The sequence below is a fragment of the Pseudomonas sp. AF32 genome, from assembly GCF_022342325.2.
In the GTDB taxonomy this organism is placed as follows: domain Bacteria; phylum Pseudomonadota; class Gammaproteobacteria; order Pseudomonadales; family Pseudomonadaceae; genus Aquipseudomonas; species Aquipseudomonas uvaldensis.
This window is the reverse complement of the sequence record NZ_RQJK02000005.1, coordinates 221,396-245,061: the sequence shown is the minus strand read 5'-3', so window position 1 is coordinate 245,061 and position 23,666 is coordinate 221,396. Positions and strand designations below refer to the sequence as shown.

Genomic DNA, 23,666 nt, shown 5'->3' with positions numbered 1-23,666 from the left:
CAATGCGCTCCCTGACCCTCCATCTGAAAATGCTGATCGCCATCCTGGTGGTGTTGGGCCTGTCCGTGACGGCCTATCAGATTTTCGTGCTCGGCATTCCGGTGACCGAAGACGCTACCGACGACCTGTGGAACATCGACGCCAAAGTCGAATTCGTGCCCAACGCCAAGGATCCGGTAAAGGTCCAGATGTTCGTGCCGCCCCTGAGCCGCGACTATGTGAGCCTCAACGAGAGCTTCATTTCCAACAACTACGGTGTGGCGGTGAACCGGATCGACGGTAACCGCAAGGTGACGTGGTCGGCCCGCCGGGCCAAGGGCAACCAGACGCTGTATTACCGACTGGTGCTGACCAAGCGCTACAGCGCCGAGAAAACCAAGGTCAAGGGCCCGACCTTCCGCGACAGCATCGCCGTCGAAGGCCCGGAGAAGATTGCCGCCGAAGCCTTGCTGGCGCCGATCCGCCAGCATTCGGCCGACGTGGAAACCTTCATCAGCGAGGCCATCAAGCGGGTCAACAACCTCAACGACGACAACGTCAAGCTGCTGCTGGCCGGCGATGTTTCTTCGAGCAACAAGGCGAGGATCGTCGAACTGGTGCTGTCCATTGCCCATGTGCCGGTGGAAAAGGTCCACACCATCCGCCTGGTCGCCGATCAGCCGCAGACACCCGAATTGTGGCTGCGCAGCTTCAACGGCACCGACTGGCTGTATTTCAACCCGGACACCGGCGAACAGGGCCTGCCTACCGACCGCCTGCTGTGGTGGACCGGCGATGAGAACCTGATCACCGTCGATGGCGGCAAGAAAGCCACCGTGACCTTCAGCATGAACAACAGCGAAATGAACGCCATTCGCCTGGCCAAGCTGACGGATGAAAACACCGACGCCAACTTCCTCGAATACTCGCTCTACGGCCTGCCTCTTCAGACCCAGCAGACATTCATGATCATGGTGATGATCCCGATCGGCGTGCTGGTGATCCTGGTGCTGCGCAACCTGATCGGCCTGCAGACTCTCGGCACGTTCACCCCCGTGCTGATCGCCCTGGCGTTCCGCGAAACCCAGCTGGGCTTCGGCATCATCCTGTTCACGGTGATCACGACCCTGGGCCTGTCGCTACGTTCCTACCTGGAACACCTCAAATTGCAGATGCTGCCCAGACTGTCGGTGGTACTGACGTTCGTGGTGGTGCTGATCGCCGCCATCAGCCTGTTCAGCCATAAGCTGGGCCTGGAGCGCGGCCTGTCGGTGGCGCTGTTCCCGATGGTGATCCTGACCATGACCATCGAACGCTTGTCCATCACCTGGGAAGAGCGCGGCGCCGGCCACGCGATGAAAGTCGCCATCGGCACGCTGTTCGCCGCCTCCCTGGCACACCTGATCATGAGCGTGCCGGAGCTGGTGTACTTCGTCTTCACCTTCCCGGCGATCCTGCTGATCCTGGTGGGCTTCATGCTGGCCATGGGTCGCTACCGTGGCTACCGCCTGACCGAGCTGGTGCGGTTCAAGGCCTTCGTCAAGGCAGACTCGTAATGTTCGGGCTCTGGAAGACCTGGAAGGCCCTGGAAGCCCGGGGCATCATGGGCATCAACCGGCGTAACGCCGACTACGTGCTCAAATACAACAAGCGCAGCCTGTATCCCATCGTGGATGACAAGATCATCACCAAGGAACGGGCCATCGCCGCGGGCATTCATGTGCCGGAGCTGTACGGGATCATTTCCACCGAGAAGGAGATCGAAAAACTCGACTCGATCATCGGCGGACGCACCGACTTCGTCATCAAGCCAGCCCAAGGCGCGGGCGGCGACGGCATCATTGTGATCGCCGACCGCTTCGAGGGCCGCTATCGCACGGTGTCCGGCAAGATCATCAGCCACGAGGAAATCGAGCATCATATTTCCAGCATCCTCACCGGCCTGTATTCCCTGGGTGGGCACCGCGACCGGGCGCTGATCGAATACCGCGTGGTGCCGGACCAGATTTTCAAAAGCATCAGCTATGAAGGTGTGCCGGATATCCGCATCATCGTGTTGATGGGTTATCCGGTGATGGCGATGTTGCGGTTGCCGACCCGCCAGTCCGGCGGCAAGGCCAACCTGCACCAGGGCGCCATCGGCGTAGGCGTCGATCTTGCCACCGGCCTGACCCTGCGCGGCACCTGGCTGAATAACATCATCACCAAGCACCCCGACACCACCAACGCGGTGGACGGTGTGCAACTGCCCTACTGGGATGGCTTCATGAAACTGGCCGCCGGTTGCTATGAACTGTGCGGGCTGGGCTACATCGGCGTCGACATGGTGCTGGACCAGGAAAAAGGCCCACTGATCCTGGAGCTGAACGCGCGGCCGGGGCTGAACATCCAGATTGCCAACGACTGCGGCCTGACGTTGCGTACCCACGCGGTGGAAGCCCGCCTGGAAGAACTCAAGGCCCGGGGCGTGGTGGAAACCGTGGAAGAACGCGTGGCGTTTGCCCAGGAGTTGTTCGGGCATATTCCGCCGGTTGAAGGGTGATTCCTTCAACCCGCCCTCTAATGGCTGATACATAACCTGTGGCGAGGGGATTTATCCCCGCTGGGTTGCGAAGCGACCCCGAAAAGCCATAACCCGGTGGGTCAGAATTGATTGCGTCGACTTGTTTGGGGCTGCTTCGCAGCCCAACGGGGCGGTGCGACGTTTCGCTAAATCCCCTCGCCACAGAGTTGAGCAGGGCTATTTCAATCGCCAGACATACCCATCTCCGACATCCCTCTAGGAGCAAATCCTACAGAGGATTACAATCGCCCCCCCGCCTGAACGGCTGATCCGCCCCGCCCATGCCAACCTGCTCCGTACATCCTTTACCCTACCGCGCCAACCCTGCCGAGTACTTTGCGGCGATTCGTCATGCCCCTGGCAGCGTGCTGCTCGACAGCGGCCGTCCGAGTGCCGAGCGCGGGCGTTATGACTTGCTCAGCGCCTGGCCGCTGGCGCAACTGGCGGTGCTACCGGACGAAAACGGCGCCCTGTTCCTGCAGCGCTTGCGCAGCCACCTGACACAACTGGGGCATGCGGCATTACCCGATACGGTGCAACTGCCCTTCGCTGGCGGCGTGATCGGCTACTTGAGTTATGACTTCGGCCGACACCTTGAAGCCTTGCCGTCCCACGCCAAGGATGATTTACAACTACCTGACGCGCGTTTCGGCGTGTACGACTGGGCGTTGGTCACCGACCACCAGGTCGGTACCAGTCAGCTGGTGTTTCATCCCCATTGTGGTGAAAGCGAACGCGAGCGCCTGATCGAGCTGTTCAACCAACCGATCCCGGCGACAGAGGCCACCTTCAAACTGGAAAGCCCCATGGCCCCAGACCTGAGCGCCGATGAATATCGACAGGCACTCGAACGGATCCAGGCCTATATCCAGGCGGGAGACTGTTATCAGGTCAACTTTGCCCAGCGCTTCCGCGCACCGTGCCGGGGCGATGCCTGGGCCGCCTACCAGGCGCTACGTACCGCCTGCCCGACGCCGTTTTCCGGTTTCCAGAGCCTGCCCGACGGCGGTGCGGTGCTCAGCCTGTCTCCGGAACGCTTCGTCAAAGTCAGCGCAGGCCAGGTGGAAACCCGACCGATCAAAGGCACCCGTCCCCGCGGCACCACGCCTGCCGAAGACGCGGCCCACGCCGCCGAGCTGCTGGCCAGTCCCAAGGACAGGGCGGAAAACCTGATGATTGTCGACCTGCTGCGCAACGACCTGGGCCGCACTTGCCGCATCGGCTCGGTGCGGGTGCCGGAGCTGTTCAGCCTGGAAAGCTACCCGAACGTCCACCATCTGGTCAGCAGCGTGACCGGCGAACTGGCCGCGGGCAAAGACGCCCTGAACTTGATCGCCGGCAGTTTCCCCGGCGGCTCGATCACCGGCGCTCCGAAGATCCGCGCCATGCAAATCATCGATGAACTGGAACCCACTCGACGCGGACTGTATTGCGGATCGTTGTTATACCTGGACGTGCGCGGGGAAATGGACAGCTCCATCGCCATCCGCAGCCTGCTGGTCAAGGATGGACAGGTATGTTGCTGGGGCGGCGGCGGGATTGTCGCGGACTCGGACTGGCAGGCGGAATATCAGGAATCAATTACTAAAGTGAAGGTGTTGCTGGAAACACTACAGAATTTGTAACCGGCCTCTGTCGGAGCGAGCAGGCCCGCTCCCACAAAGGTAGTGGTTACAGGCTAAGGGTGCGGTTCGACGCCTTGATGAATTCCTGCTTCAACTCGGCAAAGCTGTGCACCGCCGGGAATTGCGGGAACTCACGGATCACATTCTTTGGCGCATGGAACAGGATCCCGGCATCGGCCTCGCCGAGCATCGTGGTGTCATTGTAGGAATCCCCCGCCGCGATCACCCGGTAATACAAGCTCTTGAAGGCCAGGACCGACTGCCGCTTGGGATCTTTCTGACGCAATTGATAACCGGTCACCCGCCCGCTGTCGTCGGTAATCAAACGATGGCAGAGCAACGTCGGGAAGCCCAACTGGCGCATCAGCGGCTGGGAAAATTCGTAGAACGTGTCGGAAAGAATCACCACCTGGAAACGCTCGCGCAGCCAGTCGACGAATTCGCTGGCGCCTTCCAGGGGCTTGAGCGTGGCGATGACTTCCTGGATGTCGGAGAGCTTGAGGCCATGCTCATCGAGGATGCGCAAGCGTTGCTTCATCAGCACGTCGTAGTCGGGAATGTCCCGGGTGGTCGCCCTGAGCGATTCAATACCGGTTTTTTCAGCGAAGGCGATCCAGATCTCCGGGACCAGTACACCTTCGAGGTCGAGACAGGCAACTTCCACAAGACACTCCCATTTATTCTGATGTTTATCGGTTGAGCGAACAAAGCCCTGCCGACTCTAGCCATTCGCCCGACCCCACGCAACGCACAGGGACGCGCCAGCCCCGACAGCTTTTGTTACCATCAGCCCCATATAGAGCGCCCAGCGCCACCGACCTGTAGGAAACCGCCCTGATGAGCCCATCGTTTGACGTCGTGGAACTCGCCACGACCTATGCCAACAAGTCTCCACAAGACATTCTCAAGCTGGCCTTCGCCGAATTCGGTGATGACTTGTGGATATCCTTCAGCGGCGCCGAGGACGTGGTGCTGGTGGACATGGCCTGGAAGCTGAACAAGAACGTCAAGGTGTTCAGCCTCGACACCGGTCGCCTGCATCCGGAAACCTATCGATTCATCGACCAGGTGCGCGAGCACTACAAGATCGATATCGAACTGATCTCGCCGGACCATACGAAACTGGATCCGTTCGTGAAGGAAAAAGGCCTGTTCAGTTTCTACAAGGACGGCCATGGGGAATGCTGCGGTATCCGCAAGATCGAGCCGCTGCGGCGTAAACTGTCCGGTGTTCGCGCCTGGGCCACCGGCCAGCGCCGCGATCAGAGCCCTGGCACCCGCAGTCAGGTGGCGGTACTGGAAATCGACACGGCGTTTTCCACGCCGGAGCGCACGCTGTACAAATTCAACCCGCTGTCGCAGATGACCAGCGAGGAAGTCTGGGGCTATATCCGCATGCTGGAGCTGCCTTACAACAGCCTGCACGAACGCGGCTTCATCAGCATCGGCTGCGAACCCTGCACCCGCCCGGTACTGCCAAACCAGCACGAACGCGAAGGTCGCTGGTGGTGGGAAGAAGCCACGCAGAAGGAATGCGGGCTGCACGCCGGCAATATCATCAGTAAGTCCAAGGTCTGAAATACCGTACCAAGCATTTCTGTACACAAAAATGTCACCTAAGGTGGCATTTTTTGTGCGCACCGCTCTTAGAACCGCACCAAAAAGTTACACCTCTAGCCTCCCTCCGCTTTGCTTCCCTCTTCACGCACGCCTCACCAAAAATAAATACCTGTTCAAACGGTCAATTTATAGCCGCCGTATATCAATTACTTAGCTTTCTCAGATAACTAATCGAAATGAATGCTTTGGCTTTTAGATCCTCAATTGGCATAGAACTGGCTTGAGTCGACAAGTGTTTTGTATACAAATCAAAGAAAACATACACACACTTTTAGATCCGCAAGCCTGAAGCGCCCTATCCCGTACAGGCTGCAGATGCCCCGTAACCAAGGATGCTCGCCGACCGCGACGAAGATTGCCGAGCCACGGGCTCATGCACAGTCATCGCGGCACCCGAGGATCAGGAGCCTGCCGGAATGCGTACAAGTCTCTCCAATAACATCGCGCTGGATCTACCCTCCTCCACTACTGTCCCGAATATCAAAACCGCTGCCCCACTGACCCTGAGTCCCAGGCTGCATAACAAGGACCTGGCACCAACCAAGGCCGAAGGACGGCGCTGGGGTCGCTACAGCATCTTTGCTCTGTGGACCAACGACGTACACAACATCGCCAACTACTCCTTTGCCATCGGCTTGTATGCGCTGGGTCTGGGAGGTTGGCAGATCCTCTTGTCCCTGGGCATCGGTGCCGCACTGGTGTATGGCTTCATGAACCTGTCCGGCTACATGGGGCAAAAAACCGGCGTGCCGTTCCCTGTGATCAGCCGGATCAGCTTCGGTATCCACGGTGCGCAGATTCCGGCATTAATCCGCGCGGTCATTGCCATCGCCTGGTTCGGTATCCAGACCTACCTGGCGTCCGTGGTGTTCCGGGTGTTGCTGACGGCCATCCACCCAGGCTTCGCCGAATATGACCACAATTCGATCCTCGGCCTGTCGAGCCTGGGCTGGGTGTGTTTCGTGGCGATCTGGTTCGTGCAGCTGGTGATCCTGGCCTACGGCATGGAAATGGTGCGCCGCTACGAAGGTTTTGCCGGCCCAGTGATCCTGGTCACTGTCGCCGCCCTGGCCGGCTGGATGTACAGCCAGGCCGACGCGACCATTGCCTGGTCAATACGTGACCCACTGACCGGGGGAGAAATGTGGCGCAACATCTTTGCCGGTGGTGCGCTGTGGCTGGCGATCTACGGCACGCTGGTGCTCAATTTCTGCGATTTCGCACGCTCTTCGCCGTGCCGGCGGACCATCATCGTCGGCAATTTCTGGGGCCTGCCGGTGAACATTTTGGTATTCGCCGGGATCACCGTCCTGCTGTGCGGTGCGCAGTTCCAGATCAACGGACAGATCATCGAGAGCCCGACCCAGGTCATCGCCTCGATCCCCAATACCTTTTTCCTGGTGCTCGGCTGCCTGGCGTTCCTGATCGTCACCGTGGCGGTGAACATCATGGCCAACTTCGTCGCCCCGGCATTCGTGCTCAGTAACCTGGCGCCCAAATACCTGACCTTCCGCCGGGCCGGGCTGATCAGCGCCGCCATCGCCGTGCTGATCCTGCCGTGGAACCTCTACAACAGCCCTTTGGTAATCGTCTATTTCCTGTCCGGCCTGGGTGCGCTGCTCGGGCCACTGTATGGCGTGATCATGGTCGACTACTGGCTCGTCCGCAAAGGCCGGATCAATGTGCCGCAGTTGTACAGCGAAGACCCTAACGGCGCGTACTACTACAGCAATGGCGTCAACCTGCGTGCAGTGGCGGCGTTCATCCCGGCGGCGCTGATTGCCATCGTCCTGGCGTTGGTACCCGGCTTCGACAGCGTTTCACCGTTCTCCTGGTTGATTGGCGCCGGGATTGCAGGGCTGCTTTACCGGATCATCGCCAAACGCCAGCCGTACTACGAAGACGTCAGCGGTGAGTCCATCGCTGTGGACAGCGTCAGTCATTGATTCAAAAGGAAAAGCTCATGCGTATTCTCGTGGTCAACGTCAACACCACCGACTCCATCACCCAGGCCATTGCCCGCCAGGCCCAGGCCGTGGCTGCACCGGGAACAGAGATTGTCGGGCTCACCCCGCATTTCGGTGCAGATTCCATCGAAGGCAATTTCGAAAGTTACCTGGCCGCCATCGCGGTGATGGACCGGGTCATGTCCTACGACCAGCCGTTCGACGCGGTGATCCAGGCCGGCTACGGCGAGCACGGCCGTGAAGGTTTGCAGGAGCTGCTGAACGTGCCGGTGGTGGATATCACCGATGCCGGCGCCAGCACCGCAATGTTCCTCGGCCATGCATATTCGGTGGTCACCACCCTGGACCGCACCGTGCCGCTGATCGAAGACCGTCTCAAACTGTCCGGCCTGTTCGACCGCTGCGCATCGGTACGGGCCAGTGGCCTGGCGGTGCTGGAACTGGAGCAAGACCCACAGCGGGCAGTCGAAGCGATCGTGCAGCAGGCGGAACTGGCGGTGAGCCAGGACAAGGCCGAAGTCATCTGCCTGGGTTGCGGCGGCATGGCCGGGCTCGACGAACGGATCCGCCAGCGCACCGGAGTGCCGGTGGTGGATGGGGTGACCGCAGCGGTAACCATTGCCGAGTCCCTGGTGCGGCTGGGGTTGTCGACTTCCAAGGTGCGCACGTATGCGACACCGCGCCCCAAGAACATCATTGGTTGGCCGGGGCGGTTCGGGCGGTGAGTTCCAGCCTCGAACCGAGTTGAGCCCTTCGCGAGCAAGCCCGCTCCCATAAATGAACGGTATTGATCACAGCATGTGTATACGACACAGACCTACTGTGGGAGCGGGCTTGCTCGCGAAGGGAACGCCTCGGTCCAGAGCCATATTCAAACCGCCCTGAACCGCTCCCCCCACCCCTGCTCGGCAAACTGTTCAATGATGAAGTCCACAAACGCCCGGGTCTTGCCCGGCAGCAATTTGTGCTCGGCGTAATAGAGGGAGATATTGCCATCGTCGACGTACCAATCCGGCAACACCCGCTGCAACGCCCCTGATTCCAGGTAAGGAACGGCCACCGGCATGCTCACCAGCCCTATGCCCAGCCCTTGGGCGGCGGCTGCACAGTCGGCTTCCGAGTCACTCATGGTCATGCGTGCCTTGAGCATCAGCGGGCTGTGTTGTCCTGTCCGGCTGGTCAGTTGCCACGAACGGATCCGCCCCGTCTGAGGCGAACGAATCAGAATGCCTTGATGATGCGCCAGATCTTCCGGCTCGCGCAGCGCGGCATGATTGTGCAAATAGTCCCGGGAGGCGACCAGGACCCGGTGAGCCACGGACAGCTTGCGCGCCACCACTCCCTGAGGCAGTTCGAAGCCGCCGCCGATGGCCGCATCGAAGCCCTGGCCGATCAGGTCTACCTGACGATTGTCGAAATGCCAGTCCGGATTGATCGCCGGGTAACGCTGCAGAAACGCGCCCAGCAACGGCACGATGTACAGCCGGCCAAATGCCGTGCCCATGCTCACCTTCAACGTACCCGCCGGCTGGCCGCCGGCGCTGGCCAGGTTGGCGACGGCGTTCTGGATGGTATTGAGGCTGCCACTCACCTCTTCCAGAAACAACTGACCGGCCTCGGTCAGTGTCAGGCGGCGAGTGCTACGCTGGAACAGGCGCACACCCAGCCGCGCTTCCAGCTTGGCCACACTCTTGCCCACGGCTGCCGGAGTGATGCTCAGGCGGCGTGCTGCTTCGGCAAAGCTACCGACTTCGGCGCTGCGCACAAAGCATTCGATACTGCTGAAAGTCTCCATAGCCACCATTCTAAACTTTTGGTTTACACAGACTATATCAGTGGCGGTCTACACAAGGTGCGGACCGATCCGGATACTCCCCCCATCACCGCGGCATCTCGCCCCGGAAACCTTTGGAGAACACCATGAGCACGCAAACACTGAACGGCAAAGTCGCCTTGATCCAGGGCGGTTCCCGCGGCATCGGCGCCGCCATCGTCAAACGCCTCGCCGCGGAAGGCGCCGCGGTGGCTTTCACTTATGTCAGCTCCGCCGCCAAGTCCGAGGAATTGCAGAACAGCATCACCGCTGCCGGTGGCAAGGCCCTGGCCATCAAGGCCGACAGCGCCGACGCCGAGGCCATTCGCAATGCCGTCAGGACCACCGTCGAAGCCTTCGGCAGTCTGGACATTCTGGTCAACAACGCCGGTATCCTGGCCATGGGCCCGCTGGAGGAGTTCAAACTGGAAGATTTCGACCAGACTCTGGCCGTCAACGTGCGCAGCGTGTTCATCGCCACCCAAGAGGCTGCGCGTCATATGACCGAAGGCGGTCGGGTGATCAACATCGGCAGCACCAACGCCGACCGCATGCCCTTCGCCGGGGGCGCCACCTACGCCATGAGCAAATCTGCACTGGTGGGTCTGACCAAAGGCCTGGCCCGCGACCTGGGCCCGCGTGGCATTACCGTCAACAACGTGCAGCCCGGCCCGGTGGATACCGACATGAACCCGGCGGACAGCGACTTCGCCGAAAGCCTGATGTCGCTGATGGCCATCGGACGCTATGGCAAAGTTGATGAAATCGCCAGTTTCGTCGCCTACCTGGCAGGCCCGGAAGCAGCCTATATCACCGGGGCCAGCCTGACCATCGACGGCGGTTTCGGCGCCTGACCGCTCCCCATGAAAAACGCCGGCCAGGGTTTCAACCGTGGCCGGCGTTTTTTTGCCTCATGCCCTCAGGCCCACTCCAGTTCCGGCAAGCCGCACAAGGCCGGTTGGAACAGCTTCAGCGAACGAATGATTGCGTCGGCATGGGCGTACTTTTCGTCGGCCATGGCCGAATCCGGGACAGCGATGGCGGTCATACCCGCCGCTTTCGCGGCCGTGACGCCAAATGGCGAATCCTCGAACACCAGGCAATCACGGGGAGCGATCCCCAGGCGACGGGCCGCGGTGAGGAAAATATCCGGCGCCGGTTTTGCCGCGCCCACTTCCGGATCATCCGCAGTGACGATGAAATCGAACAACGCGAACCAGTCCCGGTGCAAAGTGGTTTTCAGCTTGAATGTGTGACTCGACGAACTGGTACCCACCGCAATGGGAATGTCATGGGCCTTGAGATGCCGTACCAACTCCTCGGCGCCGGGCATCCCCAAGGCATGAGGAAAACGCTCGCGCATCAGGGGCTCCCGGATCACCAGGAACTCCTCGGCAGTGATCGGCAGATCCAGGGCCTGGACCACATAACGAGCCAGATCCCCGGCACCACGCCCAATGATGTTCTGCTTCACGCTCCAGTCGAAGGTGCGCCCGTAGCGCTCGGCAATAATGGACGTGACCTCGGTGTAGATGCCCTCGGTGTCGAGCAGCAGCCCATCCATGTCGAAAATCACAGCCTTGATCGGGCCAAACTCTTTGTGCGGTGCATTCATCGCATCTGATCCGTTATCAACACAACATTCCAGGGGATGGCTCAGGTGCGGCCAGGTGGGGTGTCTGCCTTAAAGGATTCAGCAGAATAACGAGGGGGGCGTGGAACAGGCAACGAAAAATCTTACAAGCCTGAGAAAGGAGCCTGTAGGAACTGAATCGTCTTCATCCCGCTCCTACAGGATTGGTCGTTATGACTGACTTATTGGCTCGAACCGCTGGAGCCACCCGAGCTGCCGCCACTGTCGCTGGTGCCCGTGCCGCCTCCACTGCTTGCACCGCCGCCCACGGAGCTACCGCCACTGGTGGACCCGCTTCCCGTGCCGGGGCTGGTACTGCTGCCGTTGGCATCGCCGCCGTTCCCCCCGCTGACAGATCCCGGAGGCAAAGCGTTACCGTTGGCGTCGGACGTGGAGCCGGCATCCATCTGGGTAGACGGCGGCATCCCGCCTTTGTCCACGGGCGCATTGTCATCGGAGGACTGCGCGAAAACCGCCAGTGGACTGGCTGAAAGAATCCCGGCTAGCGTCAGCGCGGTCATGTGTGACTTCATCATGGTGAGTCTCCTTTTCAAGGTACTTACCTGATGTGTGGCCGCCATAACGGGTCAATGGTGCCCCGAAATCGACAGGCGGCCCGGTCTTCAGCTGGGTTTGCCGGATGCATCGTCACCGGCGATATCCGGATCGTCCGGACTCGCCTCGATGTCTTCATCTTCATTCGGTACCTGCTCTACGCCGGCGTCGTCCTCAGGCGGTCGCTGGTCGCGACCCAGCGAGTCAGTGGGCGATGGCAGCGGGTATTCCGGGGTTTCATCGTCTTCTGGAATAGGTGGGTCGGCAGTCATGACAAACCTCCTGAGGCAGATTGCTCGGCCTCAATCGTAGGATTCTTCTTCAAGCTCGGCGTCTTCGTCGTCGATCAGAGGCACCTGGGCGTCATCCATCAAGGAACCAGGGTCTTCATTGCCCGGATCATTGACGAAAGGGACACCCGACGGGCCTTTTTCTTCCTGGCCTTCGGTTTCCGGCGTCATGGCACACCTCGTGATTGCAAGTGGATGTATGAATTCGAGGCGGGAGCGAGGTAAACGTTCCGGACAAATCCCGGGAAAAGAAAACCCGGCACGTGGCCGGGTCCTCTCATCCAGACATCACTTCAGCGATGCTTTCTTTTGTGCTTGTGCTTCTTGCCGGAGTGACCGTCATTGTCGTTGGACAGGTTGCTGCCCAATGCACCACCGGCCGCGCCGCCGAGACCTGCGCCGATGGTAGAACCGGTGGAGCCGCCCAGGCGGTTGCCGATAATCGAACCACCGGCCGACCCCAGACCGCCGCCGATGGCAGCTTCCGTACGGCTGCCCTTGCGAGCCCCTACCGCACTGCCGGCGGCACCGCCTACACCGGCGCCGATCGCGGCGCCCGTGCTGCCGCCCATCTGCTGGCCGACCACATTACCCAATACCCCGCCAAGGCCACCGCCGATCGCGGCGGTCCCATCGCCAGCCGCCATCGCGCCTTGAGCAACCAGAAGCCCAAGCACCAGGGTGGACAAAGTCAAACGCATGATAAAAACCTCAAGAATGCCGCATCGGGAGAGATGGCCGATGCGCGCGGGCGCGAGTTTACGCCAAACGGCTCAGCCATGCCGGTTGGACAACGAACGCGAGGGTAGTTTTATGACAGACAAAAAAAAGCCCGCTGGGGAAACGGGCAGGTACTGCTTTCTAACGGATGAGCTCAGGCTACGTGTGCGCGTGTGAAAGAAACGTGAAAGAAACGTCGATAAATAAAGATGAAAAACAGTTACGCGACGGTCGAGGTTGCCAGCGCCCTCGCCCAGGGAACGCACTTGCAAAAAGCCCCGTCCACTGACGGGGCTGCGACTGATGCTATTTCCTGGCCGGCACCCTGGGCAGGAATTTGGCTTTTTCCCCTCGCTGCACTTTCGGTACCTTGGTCCTGATGGATTTGATCGGCTCGTCGCCAAAGTCGGCCCGGTAGGCCGACTGACCACACTGCAACCCTTCATTGATCGGATACACAGCTCCGATATCCTCGCTGTACGGTGCTCCCATTGCCTTCCCCTTTACGTCGAGACCGATACCGGCAACAACCGATTGCCTGAAAATATCGACCTTCAGGGTTTGAGACTAGTCGGTCAGCAACAGACCGCCTGTCCTATCCGCGCTTGACCGACGAATGGAAGCCACTGTTTCAAAAGGGAAACACTCAACCTGTGCGCATTATCGTCCGGCTTAGCACCCGGGAAACCTGGTCGGCCGAGTAGGGCTTGGACAAAAACTCGAAACCTTCATGGCCACTGTGTGCCAGCTCCTCGCTGTAGCCGGACGTCAACACCACTGGCAAGTCCTCGCGACGTCGACGCAGCTCCTTGGCCAGCGCGATACCGCTGATACCCGGCATGACCACGTCGGAAAATACCGCATCGAAGGCCATGGCATCCGGGCCGGCCAGGTCCAATGCCTCCTCGGCGTTGGTAGCCCAGGCGGTTTCGTAACCCAGGTCCTGCAGGATCTGGTTGGCAAACCGCCCCACTTCCACATTGTCTTCCACGATCAAAACGCGCCGCCTGCCCTTGTCCAGTATCAGGCGGGTGGTTTCTTCCTCCACCGGTCGCGCCACCCTTTCGGCCTCGACTTCGGGAAGGTACAAGGTAAACACCGTGCCCTGGCCGACAACGGTCGAAACATCGACGTTGCCACCGGATTGCTTGGCAAAGCCGAACACTTGGGACAGGCCCAACCCCGTGCCCTTGCCCACTTCCTTGGTGGTGAAGAAGGGCTCGAAAATGTGCTCGAGGAACTCGGACGCAATACCCGTACCGGTGTCTGCCAGGGCCACGGCGACAAAAGCCTGCCCGGATCCTGCATGACCACGGATCGGCGGCATGCCTGCACCGCATTTGAGCCGAAGCCACAGCGTGCCCTGACCACTCATGGCATCGCGTGCGTTCAACGCCATGTTGATCAGGGCCGTTTCGAACTGGCTCAGGTCCGCCCGGATGTAACAGGGCCGGTCGCACAGTTCGACCTTGACCTGCATCCGCGCCCCCGTGATGGTTTCCAGCATGTCTCCCAGGCTCTGCACTTGCTTGCCCACATCGATCACTTGCGGTTTCAAGGGCTGACGCCGGGCGAACGCCAGCAGTTGGCTGGTCAATTTGGCAGCGCGCTCCACCGTATCGGATACAGCACTCATGTAGCGCTGGCGACGTTCATCGGACAGATTGGGCATGCGCAGGAAGTCGACAGAGGAACGAATGATGGTCAGCAGGTTATTGAAGTCATGGGCCACACCGCCCGTGAGCTGACCGATAGCTTCGAGCTTCTGCGACTGACGAAGCGCGGCTTCGGTCTGCTTCAGCCGCGTGGTGCGCTCCTCGACCCGTTCCTCCAGCGTCGCGTTCAGTTCGGCCAGGGCCGCAAGCCCCTCGCGCACGGCCGCGTCGGCACGGGCTCGCTCAATGTGGGCCCAGGATCGCTCGGTGACTTCCATCAACAGCGCCAGATCGTTCGAAGACCAGACCCGGGGCGTTCTATCATGGATCGCCATCAAAGCGGTCAATCGCCCGTTCTTGATCAGCGGGACACAAATGGTGGCGGCGATACCGATCGATTGGAACGCCGCCGCTTCGTTCGGCGCCAGTTCCGCCAGGTTATCGTTGACCACCAGCGGTTTTCCGGCCCTCAGGTTGTCGACCGCCAGCCGACCGAAATCCGCCAGTCGATAATGCCCGACAATGCTGGGCGAGCCCGCCCTGGCCCAGTCACCGCGAATCGTGAAGGCATCCTCGTCTTCCTCCATGTCCGCATACGCGCAATTGGACAGATTCAAGTGCGCCGCCAGGATGCGCGTGGTGGTTGCCATGATGGCCTGTGGATCGGTGGCGTTGGCCACCGCACTGCCAATGGCATCGAGAACGGCCAAGCGTTGGGTCATGAATACGGTCGACGTGGTCTCGGTGACGGTGTCAAGCATGCCCACGACATTGCCGAACTGATCACGGATGGGGCTGTAGCAGAAAGTGAAATAAGCCTGCTCAGGACCGCCGCCCCGCTCGACGACCAAGGGGAAATTCTCGATATAGGTCGCTTGCCCACCGAATGCACCCTGCAGGATCGGACCAATCTCGCTCCATGCTTCCTGCCAGATCTCGTCGAACCGGCGGCCCAGCGCATCGGGTTTGTTGCCGAGGATCGCCATGAAGGCATCGTTGTACAGGGTAATCAGATCCGGCCCCCATACGATGGCCTTGGGAAAATGGGAGGCAAGGCTCAGCGCCACGGTGGTCTTCAGCACATCCGGCCATTGCTCCAACGGCCCGATAGAAGTGCTGGCCCAATCATAGCGACGTACCTGTTCGGCCATTTCTCCATAGCTTTGCAGCCAGTCAGTCATTGCATTCGGTCCCTCTCAGCCGCTCAACATCATCGAAGCGAAGTGCTGTGTCCTTAAGCCGGGGCCTATTATCCCGCGCCGGGAAGGAATGTGCGATTGGATTGTGGGATTCGTGAGGATGCAAATGGGGGCGTAAGCGTGGGACCGGACGATTAGGCTACAGCAGTTTCCTACAAATCATTGGAAATTGCCTTTACGGTCTATCCCTGGAATCACGAAGCCCTGACTGAGTCAGGGCCTTTGATTCACAGCCAGCCAAAACCTTTCGCCATCATCCCGGCCAACCCCAGGGAGGACGTAATCAATGCCGCGAACAAAACCCTCAGATCCATCCTTGTTTCAGCGCGATGCTCGCGCAGGTCTACGCAGATAACGTCCATCTCGCGTCGAACATTTTCGACATGCGTCTCGAGTTTCACCACACGCGATTCCATTCCCGACCTCCAAAGATTACCCACGTTTCGGGGTGCTGTATGCAGAGCCACGAAGATACCTTGTTCGGCCTTTGGACGTTTCCGTATAAGAAGTAGGAGGTTTCGTTTTTTCTTGTATCCGTTAACCTCGCTAAAAATCCGTTTATAAACTCCGCGTTTCAGCCTCAACCCTCCGCGAACGCCTCGTCCTGAACTTGCGAGCCGTCTCCATAAAAGGCGTGACGATCAGGCTGTAAACCGTCAAGTACCGCTGCTGATCCTGCTCGCCCGTGCCGAAACGCAGCGGCTCGGGCTGCCGGGTGGTGACATAGAGCGTGCCGAACATCCAGTCCCACAGCGACAGGTTCGTGCCGAAGTTCCGGTTGAAATGCCGTGGAGCGTCGCTGTGGTGGATCTGATGCTGGGCCGGGCTGTTCAACAGATGCTCCACCACCGGGCCGAATGACAGCCAGACATGGGTGTGCCGCAGGTTCGCCGCCAGGCTGTTGAAGATGAACACCAGGTACGTCACGCCGAACAATGTGTAGCGGCTGACCTCGCCACCGCAGGCATACCAGAAGGCACCGACATACAGGCCAAGGCCGGCGGTGACGCCGATTTTCTCGACGACTTTTTCCAAAAAGTGCACGCGACTCGCGGTGGCCGGCACCAGCACGGGCGCCGAATGGTGGACCTTGTGAAAAGCCCAAAGCCAACGCGAGTGAAACGCCCGGTGCGCCCAGTAATGGATGAAATCCTTCACCAGGAACACCCCAAGTCCATACATCAAGGCGAGCGAAAGGTTCTCCCCCAGGCGCGGCCGCGCGCCCCAGAGATTGCCGAAGAACGCCAGGTAATCGCCAGAGCGCAGAATGTACGGATCCACCAGGTGGACGATGGGCACCACCAGCGCGACCTTGAGAATCGCCCGCACGAAGTAATAGCGGTAATCCAGCAACGCCGAACGATGCCAATGAACCTGATTACCACCGAGAAATTGCCAGAACGAACGGGCGCCGGTCAAGCCGCGACGTTTCCTGAAACGGAACAGGCCATAGGCAACGCCGTAGGAAGCGCAGAGAAACAGGGCGCCGAGGCGGCCGTTCAGGTTGAAAATGCCGAAGAACTGCTCGGTAATGGGCGTGATGACCCAATCGATCAAGTGTCGATACAGCAGGGAAAATGCATCCACGGAGCGTCGGCCTCGGACGAAGGAACGGCATTGTAAATCAATCTTATTAATGTCTGGGTGGCATTTGATCGGGCATGTCAGTGGATCAAGTGCTCAGCTTCAAGCCATCTTGCCCCTCCACGTCCCCAGATACGCAAGCGAATGTGGCTTCGGGCAATGACCTGAACGAATTGCTAACCTGTCCCGAACGATCGATGGTTCTGTTCCGGAGGACAACGTGAAAAACCTAGACCGCGCAAAACAGCCGTCGATAGCGGTTTCAGATCATCAAGGAACATAAGATGCTCATTGTCTTCAGCGGTCTTCCGGGGACCGGAAAAACGACTATCGCAAGTGACCTTGCCGCTAAAATTGGCGCCGTGTACCTGCGAATCGATACGATCGAGCAGGCCATCCGAAACGAGGGTGTGCTGGCTCATGGAGTGGGACGCAGCGGTTATCGGGTCGCCAATGAGCTGGCTCGGAGTAATCTGCGCATTGGCAGCACGGTCATCGTCGATTGCGTAAATCCCGTAGCCGAAAGCCGCGAGGCGTGGAGCTCAATCGCCAGACAGTCAGGTGTTCAGCTAGTGGATATCCAAGTGATCTGTTCGGATAAGCAGGAACACCGACGACGGGTAGAAACCAGGCAGATCGATATTCCCGGACTGACTCCGCCAAGCTGGCAGTCGGTCCAGAATCATGAATACGAAGCGTGGAATCGTGCGCCGCTCAGCGTAGACACAGCCCTGTTGTCTTCAACGAAAGCGGTTGCCATGATCATGGAGCGTTGTTTTCGGCCCAACCTCCAATGATCCATCTTGCCGTGGCTGGCTTGCTACATTCCTGACGCGGCCTTGCGTCCAAGCCAATCCTCGCGCCTCATCTCCCAGATTTCCTTGAGCATCGGCCCACAAACGAAATCCCCCTGCCCCGTCGCGATCATGCGCATGCCTTCGCGCTCCGACACCCTGCGCGATGCCTGGTTGCCCACCGCCTTGGGTACCTGCATGACGGGACGTCCCAGCGTTTCGAACCAATAGGCGTTAATAACTTCGCAGGCTTCGCGCATGTAGCCGTTTCCCTGCCATTGAGGTGCCAGCCAGAAGCCTCGGTTGTTGCCGTGCTGGTCGTACAGGCTGATACTTCCGATGCTTTGCGCCGGTTCTTCGCACCTGCGAATCATCCAATGCCATTCACGGCCCGCTTCGATGGCGGGGAGCGCGTGGTCGCGGATGTAGGTCAGCGCGCCGTCATCCGGATAGGGCCAAGGCACGCGGCTGTCGAGATAGCGCACTACGTCCCAGTGAGGGAATAACTGCTGGATAGCCGGTGCGTCGCTCAGCTGCAGGGGCGTGAGGATAAGGCGCCGAGTCTTGAGCACGGGGATGGTGTCCACGATAAAGTTCCTTTTTACTTCTCAGGCTTGGTAAACCCGTTGATCCATAGCCTCAGTGGTGACTGTCATGATATCCCACGTTTATGTAGGTATACGCGACTTCGATCGTGCCTTCGCTTTCTATTCAAAGATAATGGCTGGCCTGGGCCTCACGTTGAAATTCTGCGAAGCGAGCAAGGCTTGGGCCGGTTGGGTCGCGCCAGCCTCTCCCCGCCCGATCTTTGTCATAGGCACACCGTTTGACGGCCACGCCAGTGAGCCCGGCAATGGGCAGATGGTGGCGCTACTCGCGCCCAACCGAGAGGCGGTCAGGAAAAGCCACGCTACAGCGTTGGCTCTCGGGGCCACTTGTGAAGGCCCTCCAGGATTAAGGCCCCACTATCACCCCGATTATTACGGCGCCTACTTTCGGGACCTTGACGGCAATAAGCTGTGCGTTTGCTGCCATGATCCTGAAGCAGCCTGGTGGCGTTGAATGGAATCGGGGCTCTCAGGGAAAATGACATGAAAAAACAAGCCGCCTATCTTGTGCCGTTCGCGTTGGCACTCTTGGTCCTGTGCGATCCCGTACAGGCAGCCACCTGGCAAATCTGCCGTCTGGAACTGCACATCACTGACGTACTTAAACGCCCTTTCCCACAACTACAAGCCAAGGTCCTGACGGCAAGCCCGAAGTCGGCCACGGTAGAGTGCCCAAAGGAAGGAACGACACTCACGTTCACGCCGGAAACGGCCGACTACCAGGCCACGCTTCCCCGCCGGCAATGGCCCAGGAAAGGGCAGTCGGTGCGAGTCGACTACCGCTACCTGGACGGTATCTGCAAAGGCGATGGCAACAGTCATGCCTGTCGTATCGAGCACTACCCGTTCGGACGTTAAGCGCTCACCCCGTCACGCACCCTTGCGGTACTTTTCCGGCAAAACTGTCCACCAGGCTGGCCACCACCATTTCTCCCATGCGCGTGCGGGTCTGCAACGTTGCGCTGGCGCGATGAGGTTGCAGGACGACATGTTCATTGCCAAACAACGTTTCGGGAACGTTCGGTTCGTCGACGAACACATCCAGCGCCGCGCCGGCGATGTCTCCGGCGTTCAGTGCTGCGACCAGATCGGTCTCGTTGACCAGCTTGCCCCGGGCCACGTTGATCAGGTAGCCGCCCTTCCCCAGGGCTTGCAGCACTTGGGCGTCGATGATCGCTTCGGCCTTGTCGGCGGCGGCGGCAAGAATCAGTGCGTCACTCTCACTCGCCAACTGTTTGAGGTCGGCAACGAACCGGTGGCTCACGTCATTCATGGGTTGCAGGTCGGTATAGCTGATCGCGCACCCGAACGCGGCGGCGCGGATCGCCACGGCACGACCGACGCGGCCCATGCCGACGATGCCGATGCGCATGCCCGACACCTGACGAGCCAATGGCAGCGGTGCCAACGGTGTCGGGCTCTGCGGCCATTGGCCGGAGCGTACGTAGCGATCACCGGTGCACAAGCCACGGCACACAGCGATCAATAATCCGATGGCCAGGTCGGCGACGTCTTCGGTCAGCGCGCCGATGGTGGCAGTGACACGAATGCCGCGATCCCTGGCATAGGCCAGGTCCACTGCGTCGGTGCCTACACCGTTGACCGCGACCACCTCCAGTCTGGGCAGTTGTGCCATGAGCGCCTGGCTGATACCGGTGTGCCCACCGGTGATCACACCGCGAATGTTGGCGCCATGCTCCTGCACATAGGCGGTTTTGTCGGCCTGTTCGAAATAGCGCCGGATGGTAAACAGCTCGTTGAGCCGGGTATTGATTTCAGGGATCAGGATCGGGCTGAGCTGCAAGACTTCTGGCTTCATGGAGACCTCGTGTAGCGAATAAAAACGCCGGCTCAACCGCGGCCGGCAAAGGGCATGGCGGTGGCCATGATGGTCATGTTCAGGACGTTGGCCGACAGCGGCAGGCCAGCGATGTAGCGCACCGCGTCAGCCACATGACTGACGTCGACCATCGGCTCCACCGCGACGGTGCCGTTGGCCTGGCGCACGCCTTTGGTCATGCGCACCGACATCTCCGTCAGGGCGTTGCCGATGTCGATCTGACTGCAGGCGATGTTGAATTCGCGGCCGTCCAGGGCCAGTGATTTGGTCAGTCCCAGTACCGCGTGTTTGCTGGCGGTATAGGCACTGCTGAAGGGGCGTGGCGTATGAGCGGAAATCGAGCCGTTGTTGATGATGCGTCCGCCCTGGGGTTGTTGCCGGCGCATCAGCCCGAACGCGCCACGGGCGCAGAGGAAAACCCCGTTGAGGTTGGTGTCGATCACGTTGCGCCATTGTTCGAACGTCAACTCATCCAGAGGCACGGCCGGGGCGTTGATCCCGGCGTTATTGAACACAACGTCCAGACGTCCGTAGACCTCGGCGATGGTTGCAAACAGCGCGTCGACACTGGCCGGATCACGCACATCGGTGGGCACCGCCAGCGCTTCACGGCCCTCGGCGGCGGCCAGTTCGACCAATGCTTGCAAGGGTTCCGTGCGGCGTCCCGCCAACACCAGGGTGAATCCATCCTGCATCAGCCCCAAGGCGACGGCGCGACCGATGCCGCTGCCGGCACCGGTCACCAGCGCTACTTTCAAGGTATTGGACATGTGGTGCTCCCTTTCTCAAATCAGTAGGACGATTGCCAGGTTTACGGGCGCGGGCCGACGCGCATTTCCAGTTCGCCGAGACCATCGATGCCAGCGGTGACGACATCCCCCGGCAACAACAGATCGACGCCCGCCGGGCTGCCGGTCATGATCAGGTCACCGGCCCTGAGGGGCACCGATTGGGAAATGCGGCTGATGACTTCGCTGACCGACCAGATCTGGCTGTCGAGGCTGTCGCGCTGGCGTTCCTCGCCGTTCACGCTCAACCACAATTCGCCCTGCGGATGACCGGCTTGCGCCACCGGCACAATGGCGGTCATTGGCGCGGCGCCATCAAACACTTTGGCGCCCTCCCATGCCAGGCCGTTGCGCTTGGCCATGCGCTGGACATCACGCCGGGTCAGATCAAGGCCCGCCGCGTAGCCCCACACATAGGCCAGGGCCTGGCTTTCGGGAATGTGAGCACCGCCCTCGCCGATGGCGACGACCAGCTCGATTTCGTGGACGAATTCCTCTGTCACGGACGGATAAGCCATCTCGCCCACCGCCTCTATCACGGTGCTCGCCGGCTTCATGAAGAACACTGGCGGTTGTCGGGACTGGCCTTGAGTATCTGGCCAAGGGTAATTGCGGCCGACGCAAAATACCCGCCCCACGGGAAAACGCTGGGGGCTGCCGGCTACCGGCAAGGTCACGGGCAGGTCGGGGGTAAAGACGTACTCGGGCATGTTCATCCTGATAAAAGTCCTGATGGAAGGGTCAGCGTACGGCGGCTGTCTGTTGCGAAGTTGGACGAAAGCCGCCTCGTATTGGAGAAATCGGTTGTCGTGACTCAGCGAGCCTTGAGTTCGATGCGATACAGGCGACCGAGCAGCAATGAGTAAGACAAGGTGCCGATCAGCGCGACACCGCCGATGAACCAGAAGGCCAAGGCAAACGAGCCGGTCTTGTGGACGATCGCGCCGATCACGATGGGGGTGACAATGCCGCCGATATTGGCGGCCAGGCTGGTGATCCCGCCGGTCAACCCGATCAGTTCCTTGGGCGCCACTTCCGACACCGCCGCCCAGGAAGACGACGCAATGCCCTGGGCGAAGAAGGCAATCGTCAGCACGGCGATGCAGATCGCGTTCGAATCGGTGAAGTTCACCAGGACGATGGACATGCCCAGCATAGAACCCACCACCAGCGGCAGCTTGCGGGCGAAGGACAGCGAATAGCCACGGCGGATCAACAGGTCAGACACGATCCCAGCAAGCAGGATGCCCACCGTCGCGCCCACGAATGGCATCACCGCAAAGATCCCGGCCTTGATCGTCGTCAGTTGACGCTCTTCGATGAGGTACGTCGGGAACCAGGTGAGAAAGAAATACAGCGCCGAGGTGCTGGCGAATTTGCCGATGCAGATCGCCCAGACCTGCCGATAGCTGAACAGTTCGGCAATCTGCCGCCAGTTGAAGCGGGTGCGTTCCTGACTGCTCTTGACCAGTCCGCCCCCGGCCTCGATGTACTTCAGCTCTTCCTTGCTGACCTTCTTGCAGTTCATCGGATCGCGATACAGGAACAGCCAGGCCACGCCAAAAACGATACCGAGCGCGCCCGTGCTGTAGAACACATGGCGCCAGTCGAAAGTAGTCGCCAGCCAGAGCAACGCACCGGTAAACAATGCGGTGCCCAAATACTGGCCGCAGACATAGATACTGCTGGCCATGCCGCGCTCCCGCGCCGGGAACCACACCGTGACCGCCCGGCTGTTGGCCGGAAACGCCGGTGCCTCCATGGCGCCGACGGCCAGGCGCAGGCCGAACAGTGAAGCGAATCCCGTGGCGAAGCCCTGGCACACGGTGACTGTCGACCAACTGATCAGCGATACCCCGTAGGTGAACCGCGACCCGAAGCGATCGGCAATGAACCCGGCGGGCACCAATGCGATGGCGTAGGTCCAGGCGAAAGCAGAAAAGATCAGGCCCATCTCAATCTTGTCCAGACCCAGGTCCTTGGCCAGGAACGGCGCGGCAATCGAAATGTTCACCCGGTCGATGTAATTGATGATCGTCGCGATCAACAACAGCGACAGCATGAACCAGCGCCGACGGGACGGCAGCCTGGTCGACGCTGCGGCATCTCGGGCGCCGGCCTGCGCCGGCGACGCGCCAGCCTGGGAGGTTTGTGAACTCGACATGGATAAGCCCTCGTTATTGTTAGAAAAATCGAGAGCCCGACAGTGGTCGTACAACACCGCAAAATCAATGGAAGCGTTAGATCATTTTTTATCTTTGCCACCGCGAGTGAAAAACCTGTCCAAAAAGCAAAAGCCAGTGAAAATTTTCATGAAGTCACAAAAAAATTACTAACTGATTGTTTTTAAAGCAAAAATTATTTGAGAGTATTTTTTGAATTTTGGACAGTGCCTCTTTCCCTTGTTTGAAAATAAATTTCTCCCTTAGCCCA

The 23,666-nt window shown here is 59.9% G+C and carries 26 protein-coding genes; 10 read left to right on the top strand and 16 right to left on the bottom strand.

What is annotated here, in order from left to right; translation table 11 throughout:
- The first annotated feature begins 2 nt into the window (after positions 1 to 2).
- From rloB to pabB, 3 genes are all read left to right on the top strand, one after another.
- Positions 3 to 1,535 (top strand): osmotic stress tolerance membrane protein RloB, encoded by a 1,533-nt coding sequence (gene rloB, locus EGM97_RS07345; RefSeq protein ID WP_238962671.1) that lies wholly within the window; start codon positions 3 to 5, stop codon positions 1,533 to 1,535.
- Positions 1,535 to 2,521 carry an alpha-L-glutamate ligase-like protein gene (locus EGM97_RS07340; RefSeq protein WP_053150389.1) on the top strand — a complete coding sequence of 329 codons (987 nt, stop codon included), beginning with the start codon at positions 1,535 to 1,537 and terminating at the stop codon, positions 2,519 to 2,521. Before rloB ends, EGM97_RS07340 begins: the two co-directional genes overlap by 1 nt.
- Positions 2,522 to 2,823: 302 nt before the next feature.
- Positions 2,824 to 4,167 (top strand): aminodeoxychorismate synthase component I, encoded by a 1,344-nt coding sequence (gene pabB, locus EGM97_RS07335; RefSeq protein WP_238962672.1) that lies wholly within the window; start codon positions 2,824 to 2,826, stop codon positions 4,165 to 4,167.
- Positions 4,168 to 4,213: 46 nt separating this feature from the next.
- Here the strand turns inward: pabB and thrH are convergent, their stop codons facing one another.
- Positions 4,214 to 4,831 carry a bifunctional phosphoserine phosphatase/homoserine phosphotransferase ThrH gene (thrH, locus tag EGM97_RS07330; protein ID WP_238962673.1) on the bottom strand — a complete coding sequence of 206 codons (618 nt, stop codon included), beginning with the start codon at positions 4,829 to 4,831 and terminating at the stop codon, positions 4,214 to 4,216.
- A 173-nt stretch (positions 4,832 to 5,004) separates the two neighbouring features.
- Here thrH and EGM97_RS07325 point away from each other — a divergent pair, with 173 nt between their 5' ends.
- The 3 genes from EGM97_RS07325 to EGM97_RS07315 all read left to right on the top strand — a co-directional run bounded on the left by EGM97_RS07325 (position 5,005) and on the right by EGM97_RS07315 (position 8,479).
- Positions 5,005 to 5,745, top strand: a complete 741-nt coding sequence (locus EGM97_RS07325) for a phosphoadenylyl-sulfate reductase (RefSeq protein WP_238962674.1) — start codon at positions 5,005 to 5,007, stop codon at positions 5,743 to 5,745.
- 458 nt (positions 5,746 to 6,203) lie between these two features.
- Positions 6,204 to 7,733: an NCS1 family nucleobase:cation symporter-1 gene (locus EGM97_RS07320; protein ID WP_238962675.1), complete on the top strand. Its 1,530-nt coding sequence runs from the start codon at positions 6,204 to 6,206 to the stop codon at positions 7,731 to 7,733.
- Between the two features lie 17 nt (positions 7,734 to 7,750).
- Positions 7,751 to 8,479 (top strand): aspartate/glutamate racemase family protein, encoded by a 729-nt coding sequence (locus EGM97_RS07315; protein ID WP_238962676.1) that lies wholly within the window; start codon positions 7,751 to 7,753, stop codon positions 8,477 to 8,479.
- Between the two features lie 146 nt (positions 8,480 to 8,625).
- Here EGM97_RS07315 and EGM97_RS07310 read toward each other — a convergent pair whose 3' ends face one another.
- A complete protein-coding gene (locus EGM97_RS07310; protein ID WP_238962677.1) occupies positions 8,626 to 9,549 on the bottom strand; it encodes a LysR family transcriptional regulator in 924 nt (307 codons plus the stop codon).
- Positions 9,550 to 9,674: 125 nt separating this feature from the next.
- Between EGM97_RS07310 and EGM97_RS07305 the strand changes: the two genes are divergently transcribed.
- Entirely contained in the window at positions 9,675 to 10,421 is a 747-nt protein-coding gene (locus EGM97_RS07305; protein WP_238962678.1) for a 3-oxoacyl-ACP reductase family protein, read from the top strand.
- Between the two features lie 65 nt (positions 10,422 to 10,486).
- On the opposite strand, the gene EGM97_RS07300 is transcribed toward EGM97_RS07305, so the two are convergent.
- The 9 genes from EGM97_RS07300 to EGM97_RS07260 all read right to left on the bottom strand — a co-directional run bounded on the left by EGM97_RS07300 (position 10,487) and on the right by EGM97_RS07260 (position 17,206).
- Positions 10,487 to 11,182 carry an HAD-IA family hydrolase gene (locus tag EGM97_RS07300; protein ID WP_238962679.1) on the bottom strand — a complete coding sequence of 232 codons (696 nt, stop codon included), beginning with the start codon at positions 11,180 to 11,182 and terminating at the stop codon, positions 10,487 to 10,489.
- Positions 11,183 to 11,382: 200 nt separating this feature from the next.
- The gene (locus tag EGM97_RS07295) at positions 11,383 to 11,736 is read right to left on the bottom strand and encodes a hypothetical protein (protein WP_238962680.1); all 354 of its coding nucleotides are present in this window, start codon (positions 11,734 to 11,736) and stop codon (positions 11,383 to 11,385) included.
- 87 nt (positions 11,737 to 11,823) lie between these two features.
- Complete coding sequence (locus EGM97_RS07290; protein ID WP_238962681.1) at positions 11,824 to 12,027, bottom strand: hypothetical protein; 204 nt, start codon at positions 12,025 to 12,027, stop codon at positions 11,824 to 11,826.
- Positions 12,028 to 12,057: 30 nt separating this feature from the next.
- A complete protein-coding gene (locus EGM97_RS07285) occupies positions 12,058 to 12,216 on the bottom strand; it encodes a hypothetical protein (protein ID WP_172679609.1) in 159 nt (52 codons plus the stop codon).
- 122 nt (positions 12,217 to 12,338) lie between these two features.
- The gene (locus tag EGM97_RS07280; protein WP_053150353.1) at positions 12,339 to 12,746 is read right to left on the bottom strand and encodes a glycine zipper domain-containing protein; all 408 of its coding nucleotides are present in this window, start codon (positions 12,744 to 12,746) and stop codon (positions 12,339 to 12,341) included.
- 325 nt (positions 12,747 to 13,071) lie between these two features.
- A complete protein-coding gene (locus EGM97_RS07275) occupies positions 13,072 to 13,257 on the bottom strand; it encodes a hypothetical protein (RefSeq protein ID WP_238962682.1) in 186 nt (61 codons plus the stop codon).
- A gap of 154 nt (positions 13,258 to 13,411) precedes the next feature.
- Positions 13,412 to 15,601, bottom strand: coding sequence for a response regulator (locus EGM97_RS07270; protein WP_238962683.1), 2,190 nt, complete (start codon positions 15,599 to 15,601; stop codon positions 13,412 to 13,414).
- A 245-nt stretch (positions 15,602 to 15,846) separates the two neighbouring features.
- Complete coding sequence (locus EGM97_RS07265) at positions 15,847 to 16,035, bottom strand: hypothetical protein (RefSeq protein ID WP_238962684.1); 189 nt, start codon at positions 16,033 to 16,035, stop codon at positions 15,847 to 15,849.
- A 142-nt stretch (positions 16,036 to 16,177) separates the two neighbouring features.
- Positions 16,178 to 17,206 carry a sterol desaturase family protein gene (locus EGM97_RS07260; protein ID WP_238962685.1) on the bottom strand — a complete coding sequence of 343 codons (1,029 nt, stop codon included), beginning with the start codon at positions 17,204 to 17,206 and terminating at the stop codon, positions 16,178 to 16,180.
- A 281-nt stretch (positions 17,207 to 17,487) separates the two neighbouring features.
- Here EGM97_RS07260 and EGM97_RS07255 point away from each other — a divergent pair, with 281 nt between their 5' ends.
- Positions 17,488 to 18,000: a P-loop nucleotide/nucleoside kinase family protein gene (locus EGM97_RS07255; RefSeq protein ID WP_238962686.1), complete on the top strand. Its 513-nt coding sequence runs from the start codon at positions 17,488 to 17,490 to the stop codon at positions 17,998 to 18,000.
- Between the two features lie 23 nt (positions 18,001 to 18,023).
- On the opposite strand, the gene EGM97_RS07250 is transcribed toward EGM97_RS07255, so the two are convergent.
- Complete coding sequence (locus tag EGM97_RS07250) at positions 18,024 to 18,584, bottom strand: GNAT family N-acetyltransferase (RefSeq protein WP_238962687.1); 561 nt, start codon at positions 18,582 to 18,584, stop codon at positions 18,024 to 18,026.
- Positions 18,585 to 18,651: 67 nt separating this feature from the next.
- Here EGM97_RS07250 and EGM97_RS07245 point away from each other — a divergent pair, with 67 nt between their 5' ends.
- Both EGM97_RS07245 and EGM97_RS07240 read left to right on the top strand, forming a co-directional pair.
- A complete protein-coding gene (locus tag EGM97_RS07245; protein WP_238962688.1) occupies positions 18,652 to 19,059 on the top strand; it encodes a VOC family protein in 408 nt (135 codons plus the stop codon).
- 29 nt (positions 19,060 to 19,088) lie between these two features.
- Positions 19,089 to 19,463, top strand: coding sequence for a hypothetical protein (locus tag EGM97_RS07240; protein WP_238962689.1), 375 nt, complete (start codon positions 19,089 to 19,091; stop codon positions 19,461 to 19,463).
- Between the two features lie 4 nt (positions 19,464 to 19,467).
- Here EGM97_RS07240 and EGM97_RS07235 read toward each other — a convergent pair whose 3' ends face one another.
- The 4 genes from EGM97_RS07235 to EGM97_RS07220 all read right to left on the bottom strand — a co-directional run bounded on the left by EGM97_RS07235 (position 19,468) and on the right by EGM97_RS07220 (position 23,397).
- Positions 19,468 to 20,424 carry a 2-hydroxyacid dehydrogenase gene (locus tag EGM97_RS07235; protein ID WP_238962690.1) on the bottom strand — a complete coding sequence of 319 codons (957 nt, stop codon included), beginning with the start codon at positions 20,422 to 20,424 and terminating at the stop codon, positions 19,468 to 19,470.
- Between the two features lie 32 nt (positions 20,425 to 20,456).
- Entirely contained in the window at positions 20,457 to 21,215 is a 759-nt protein-coding gene (locus tag EGM97_RS07230) for an SDR family oxidoreductase (protein WP_238962691.1), read from the bottom strand.
- Positions 21,216 to 21,256: 41 nt separating this feature from the next.
- Positions 21,257 to 21,949 (bottom strand): fumarylacetoacetate hydrolase family protein, encoded by a 693-nt coding sequence (locus EGM97_RS07225; RefSeq protein WP_238962692.1) that lies wholly within the window; start codon positions 21,947 to 21,949, stop codon positions 21,257 to 21,259.
- A 98-nt stretch (positions 21,950 to 22,047) separates the two neighbouring features.
- Positions 22,048 to 23,397: an MFS transporter gene (locus EGM97_RS07220; RefSeq protein WP_238962693.1), complete on the bottom strand. Its 1,350-nt coding sequence runs from the start codon at positions 23,395 to 23,397 to the stop codon at positions 22,048 to 22,050.
- Positions 23,398 to 23,666 lie beyond the last annotated feature (269 nt).

Coding starts and splice junctions, on each gene's coding strand:
- EGM97_RS07305 (WP_238962678.1), top strand. CDS start 9,675: ATGAGCACGCAAACACTGAACGGCAAAGTCGCCTTGATCCAGGGCGGT.
- pabB (WP_238962672.1), top strand. CDS start 2,824: ATGCCAACCTGCTCCGTACATCCTTTACCCTACCGCGCCAACCCTGCC.
- EGM97_RS07320 (WP_238962675.1), top strand. CDS start 6,204: ATGCGTACAAGTCTCTCCAATAACATCGCGCTGGATCTACCCTCCTCC.
- EGM97_RS07275 (WP_238962682.1), bottom strand. CDS start 13,257: ATGGGAGCACCGTACAGCGAGGATATCGGAGCTGTGTATCCGATCAAT.
- EGM97_RS07300 (WP_238962679.1), bottom strand. CDS start 11,182: ATGAATGCACCGCACAAAGAGTTTGGCCCGATCAAGGCTGTGATTTTC.
- EGM97_RS07325 (WP_238962674.1), top strand. CDS start 5,005: ATGAGCCCATCGTTTGACGTCGTGGAACTCGCCACGACCTATGCCAAC.
- rloB (WP_238962671.1), top strand. CDS start 3: ATGCGCTCCCTGACCCTCCATCTGAAAATGCTGATCGCCATCCTGGTG.
- EGM97_RS07255 (WP_238962686.1), top strand. CDS start 17,488: ATGCTCATTGTCTTCAGCGGTCTTCCGGGGACCGGAAAAACGACTATC.
- EGM97_RS07290 (WP_238962681.1), bottom strand. CDS start 12,027: ATGACTGCCGACCCACCTATTCCAGAAGACGATGAAACCCCGGAATAC.
- EGM97_RS07225 (WP_238962692.1), bottom strand. CDS start 21,949: ATGAACATGCCCGAGTACGTCTTTACCCCCGACCTGCCCGTGACCTTG.
- EGM97_RS07265 (WP_238962684.1), bottom strand. CDS start 16,035: ATGGAATCGCGTGTGGTGAAACTCGAGACGCATGTCGAAAATGTTCGA.
- EGM97_RS07240 (WP_238962689.1), top strand. CDS start 19,089: ATGAAAAAACAAGCCGCCTATCTTGTGCCGTTCGCGTTGGCACTCTTG.
- EGM97_RS07235 (WP_238962690.1), bottom strand. CDS start 20,424: ATGAAGCCAGAAGTCTTGCAGCTCAGCCCGATCCTGATCCCTGAAATC.
- EGM97_RS07280 (WP_053150353.1), bottom strand. CDS start 12,746: ATGCGTTTGACTTTGTCCACCCTGGTGCTTGGGCTTCTGGTTGCTCAA.
- EGM97_RS07270 (WP_238962683.1), bottom strand. CDS start 15,601: ATGACTGACTGGCTGCAAAGCTATGGAGAAATGGCCGAACAGGTACGT.
- EGM97_RS07230 (WP_238962691.1), bottom strand. CDS start 21,215: ATGTCCAATACCTTGAAAGTAGCGCTGGTGACCGGTGCCGGCAGCGGC.
- EGM97_RS07340 (WP_053150389.1), top strand. CDS start 1,535: ATGTTCGGGCTCTGGAAGACCTGGAAGGCCCTGGAAGCCCGGGGCATC.
- EGM97_RS07245 (WP_238962688.1), top strand. CDS start 18,652: ATGATATCCCACGTTTATGTAGGTATACGCGACTTCGATCGTGCCTTC.
- EGM97_RS07315 (WP_238962676.1), top strand. CDS start 7,751: ATGCGTATTCTCGTGGTCAACGTCAACACCACCGACTCCATCACCCAG.
- EGM97_RS07295 (WP_238962680.1), bottom strand. CDS start 11,736: ATGATGAAGTCACACATGACCGCGCTGACGCTAGCCGGGATTCTTTCA.
- EGM97_RS07285 (WP_172679609.1), bottom strand. CDS start 12,216: ATGACGCCGGAAACCGAAGGCCAGGAAGAAAAAGGCCCGTCGGGTGTC.
- EGM97_RS07220 (WP_238962693.1), bottom strand. CDS start 23,397: ATGTCGAGTTCACAAACCTCCCAGGCTGGCGCGTCGCCGGCGCAGGCC.
- EGM97_RS07310 (WP_238962677.1), bottom strand. CDS start 9,549: ATGGAGACTTTCAGCAGTATCGAATGCTTTGTGCGCAGCGCCGAAGTC.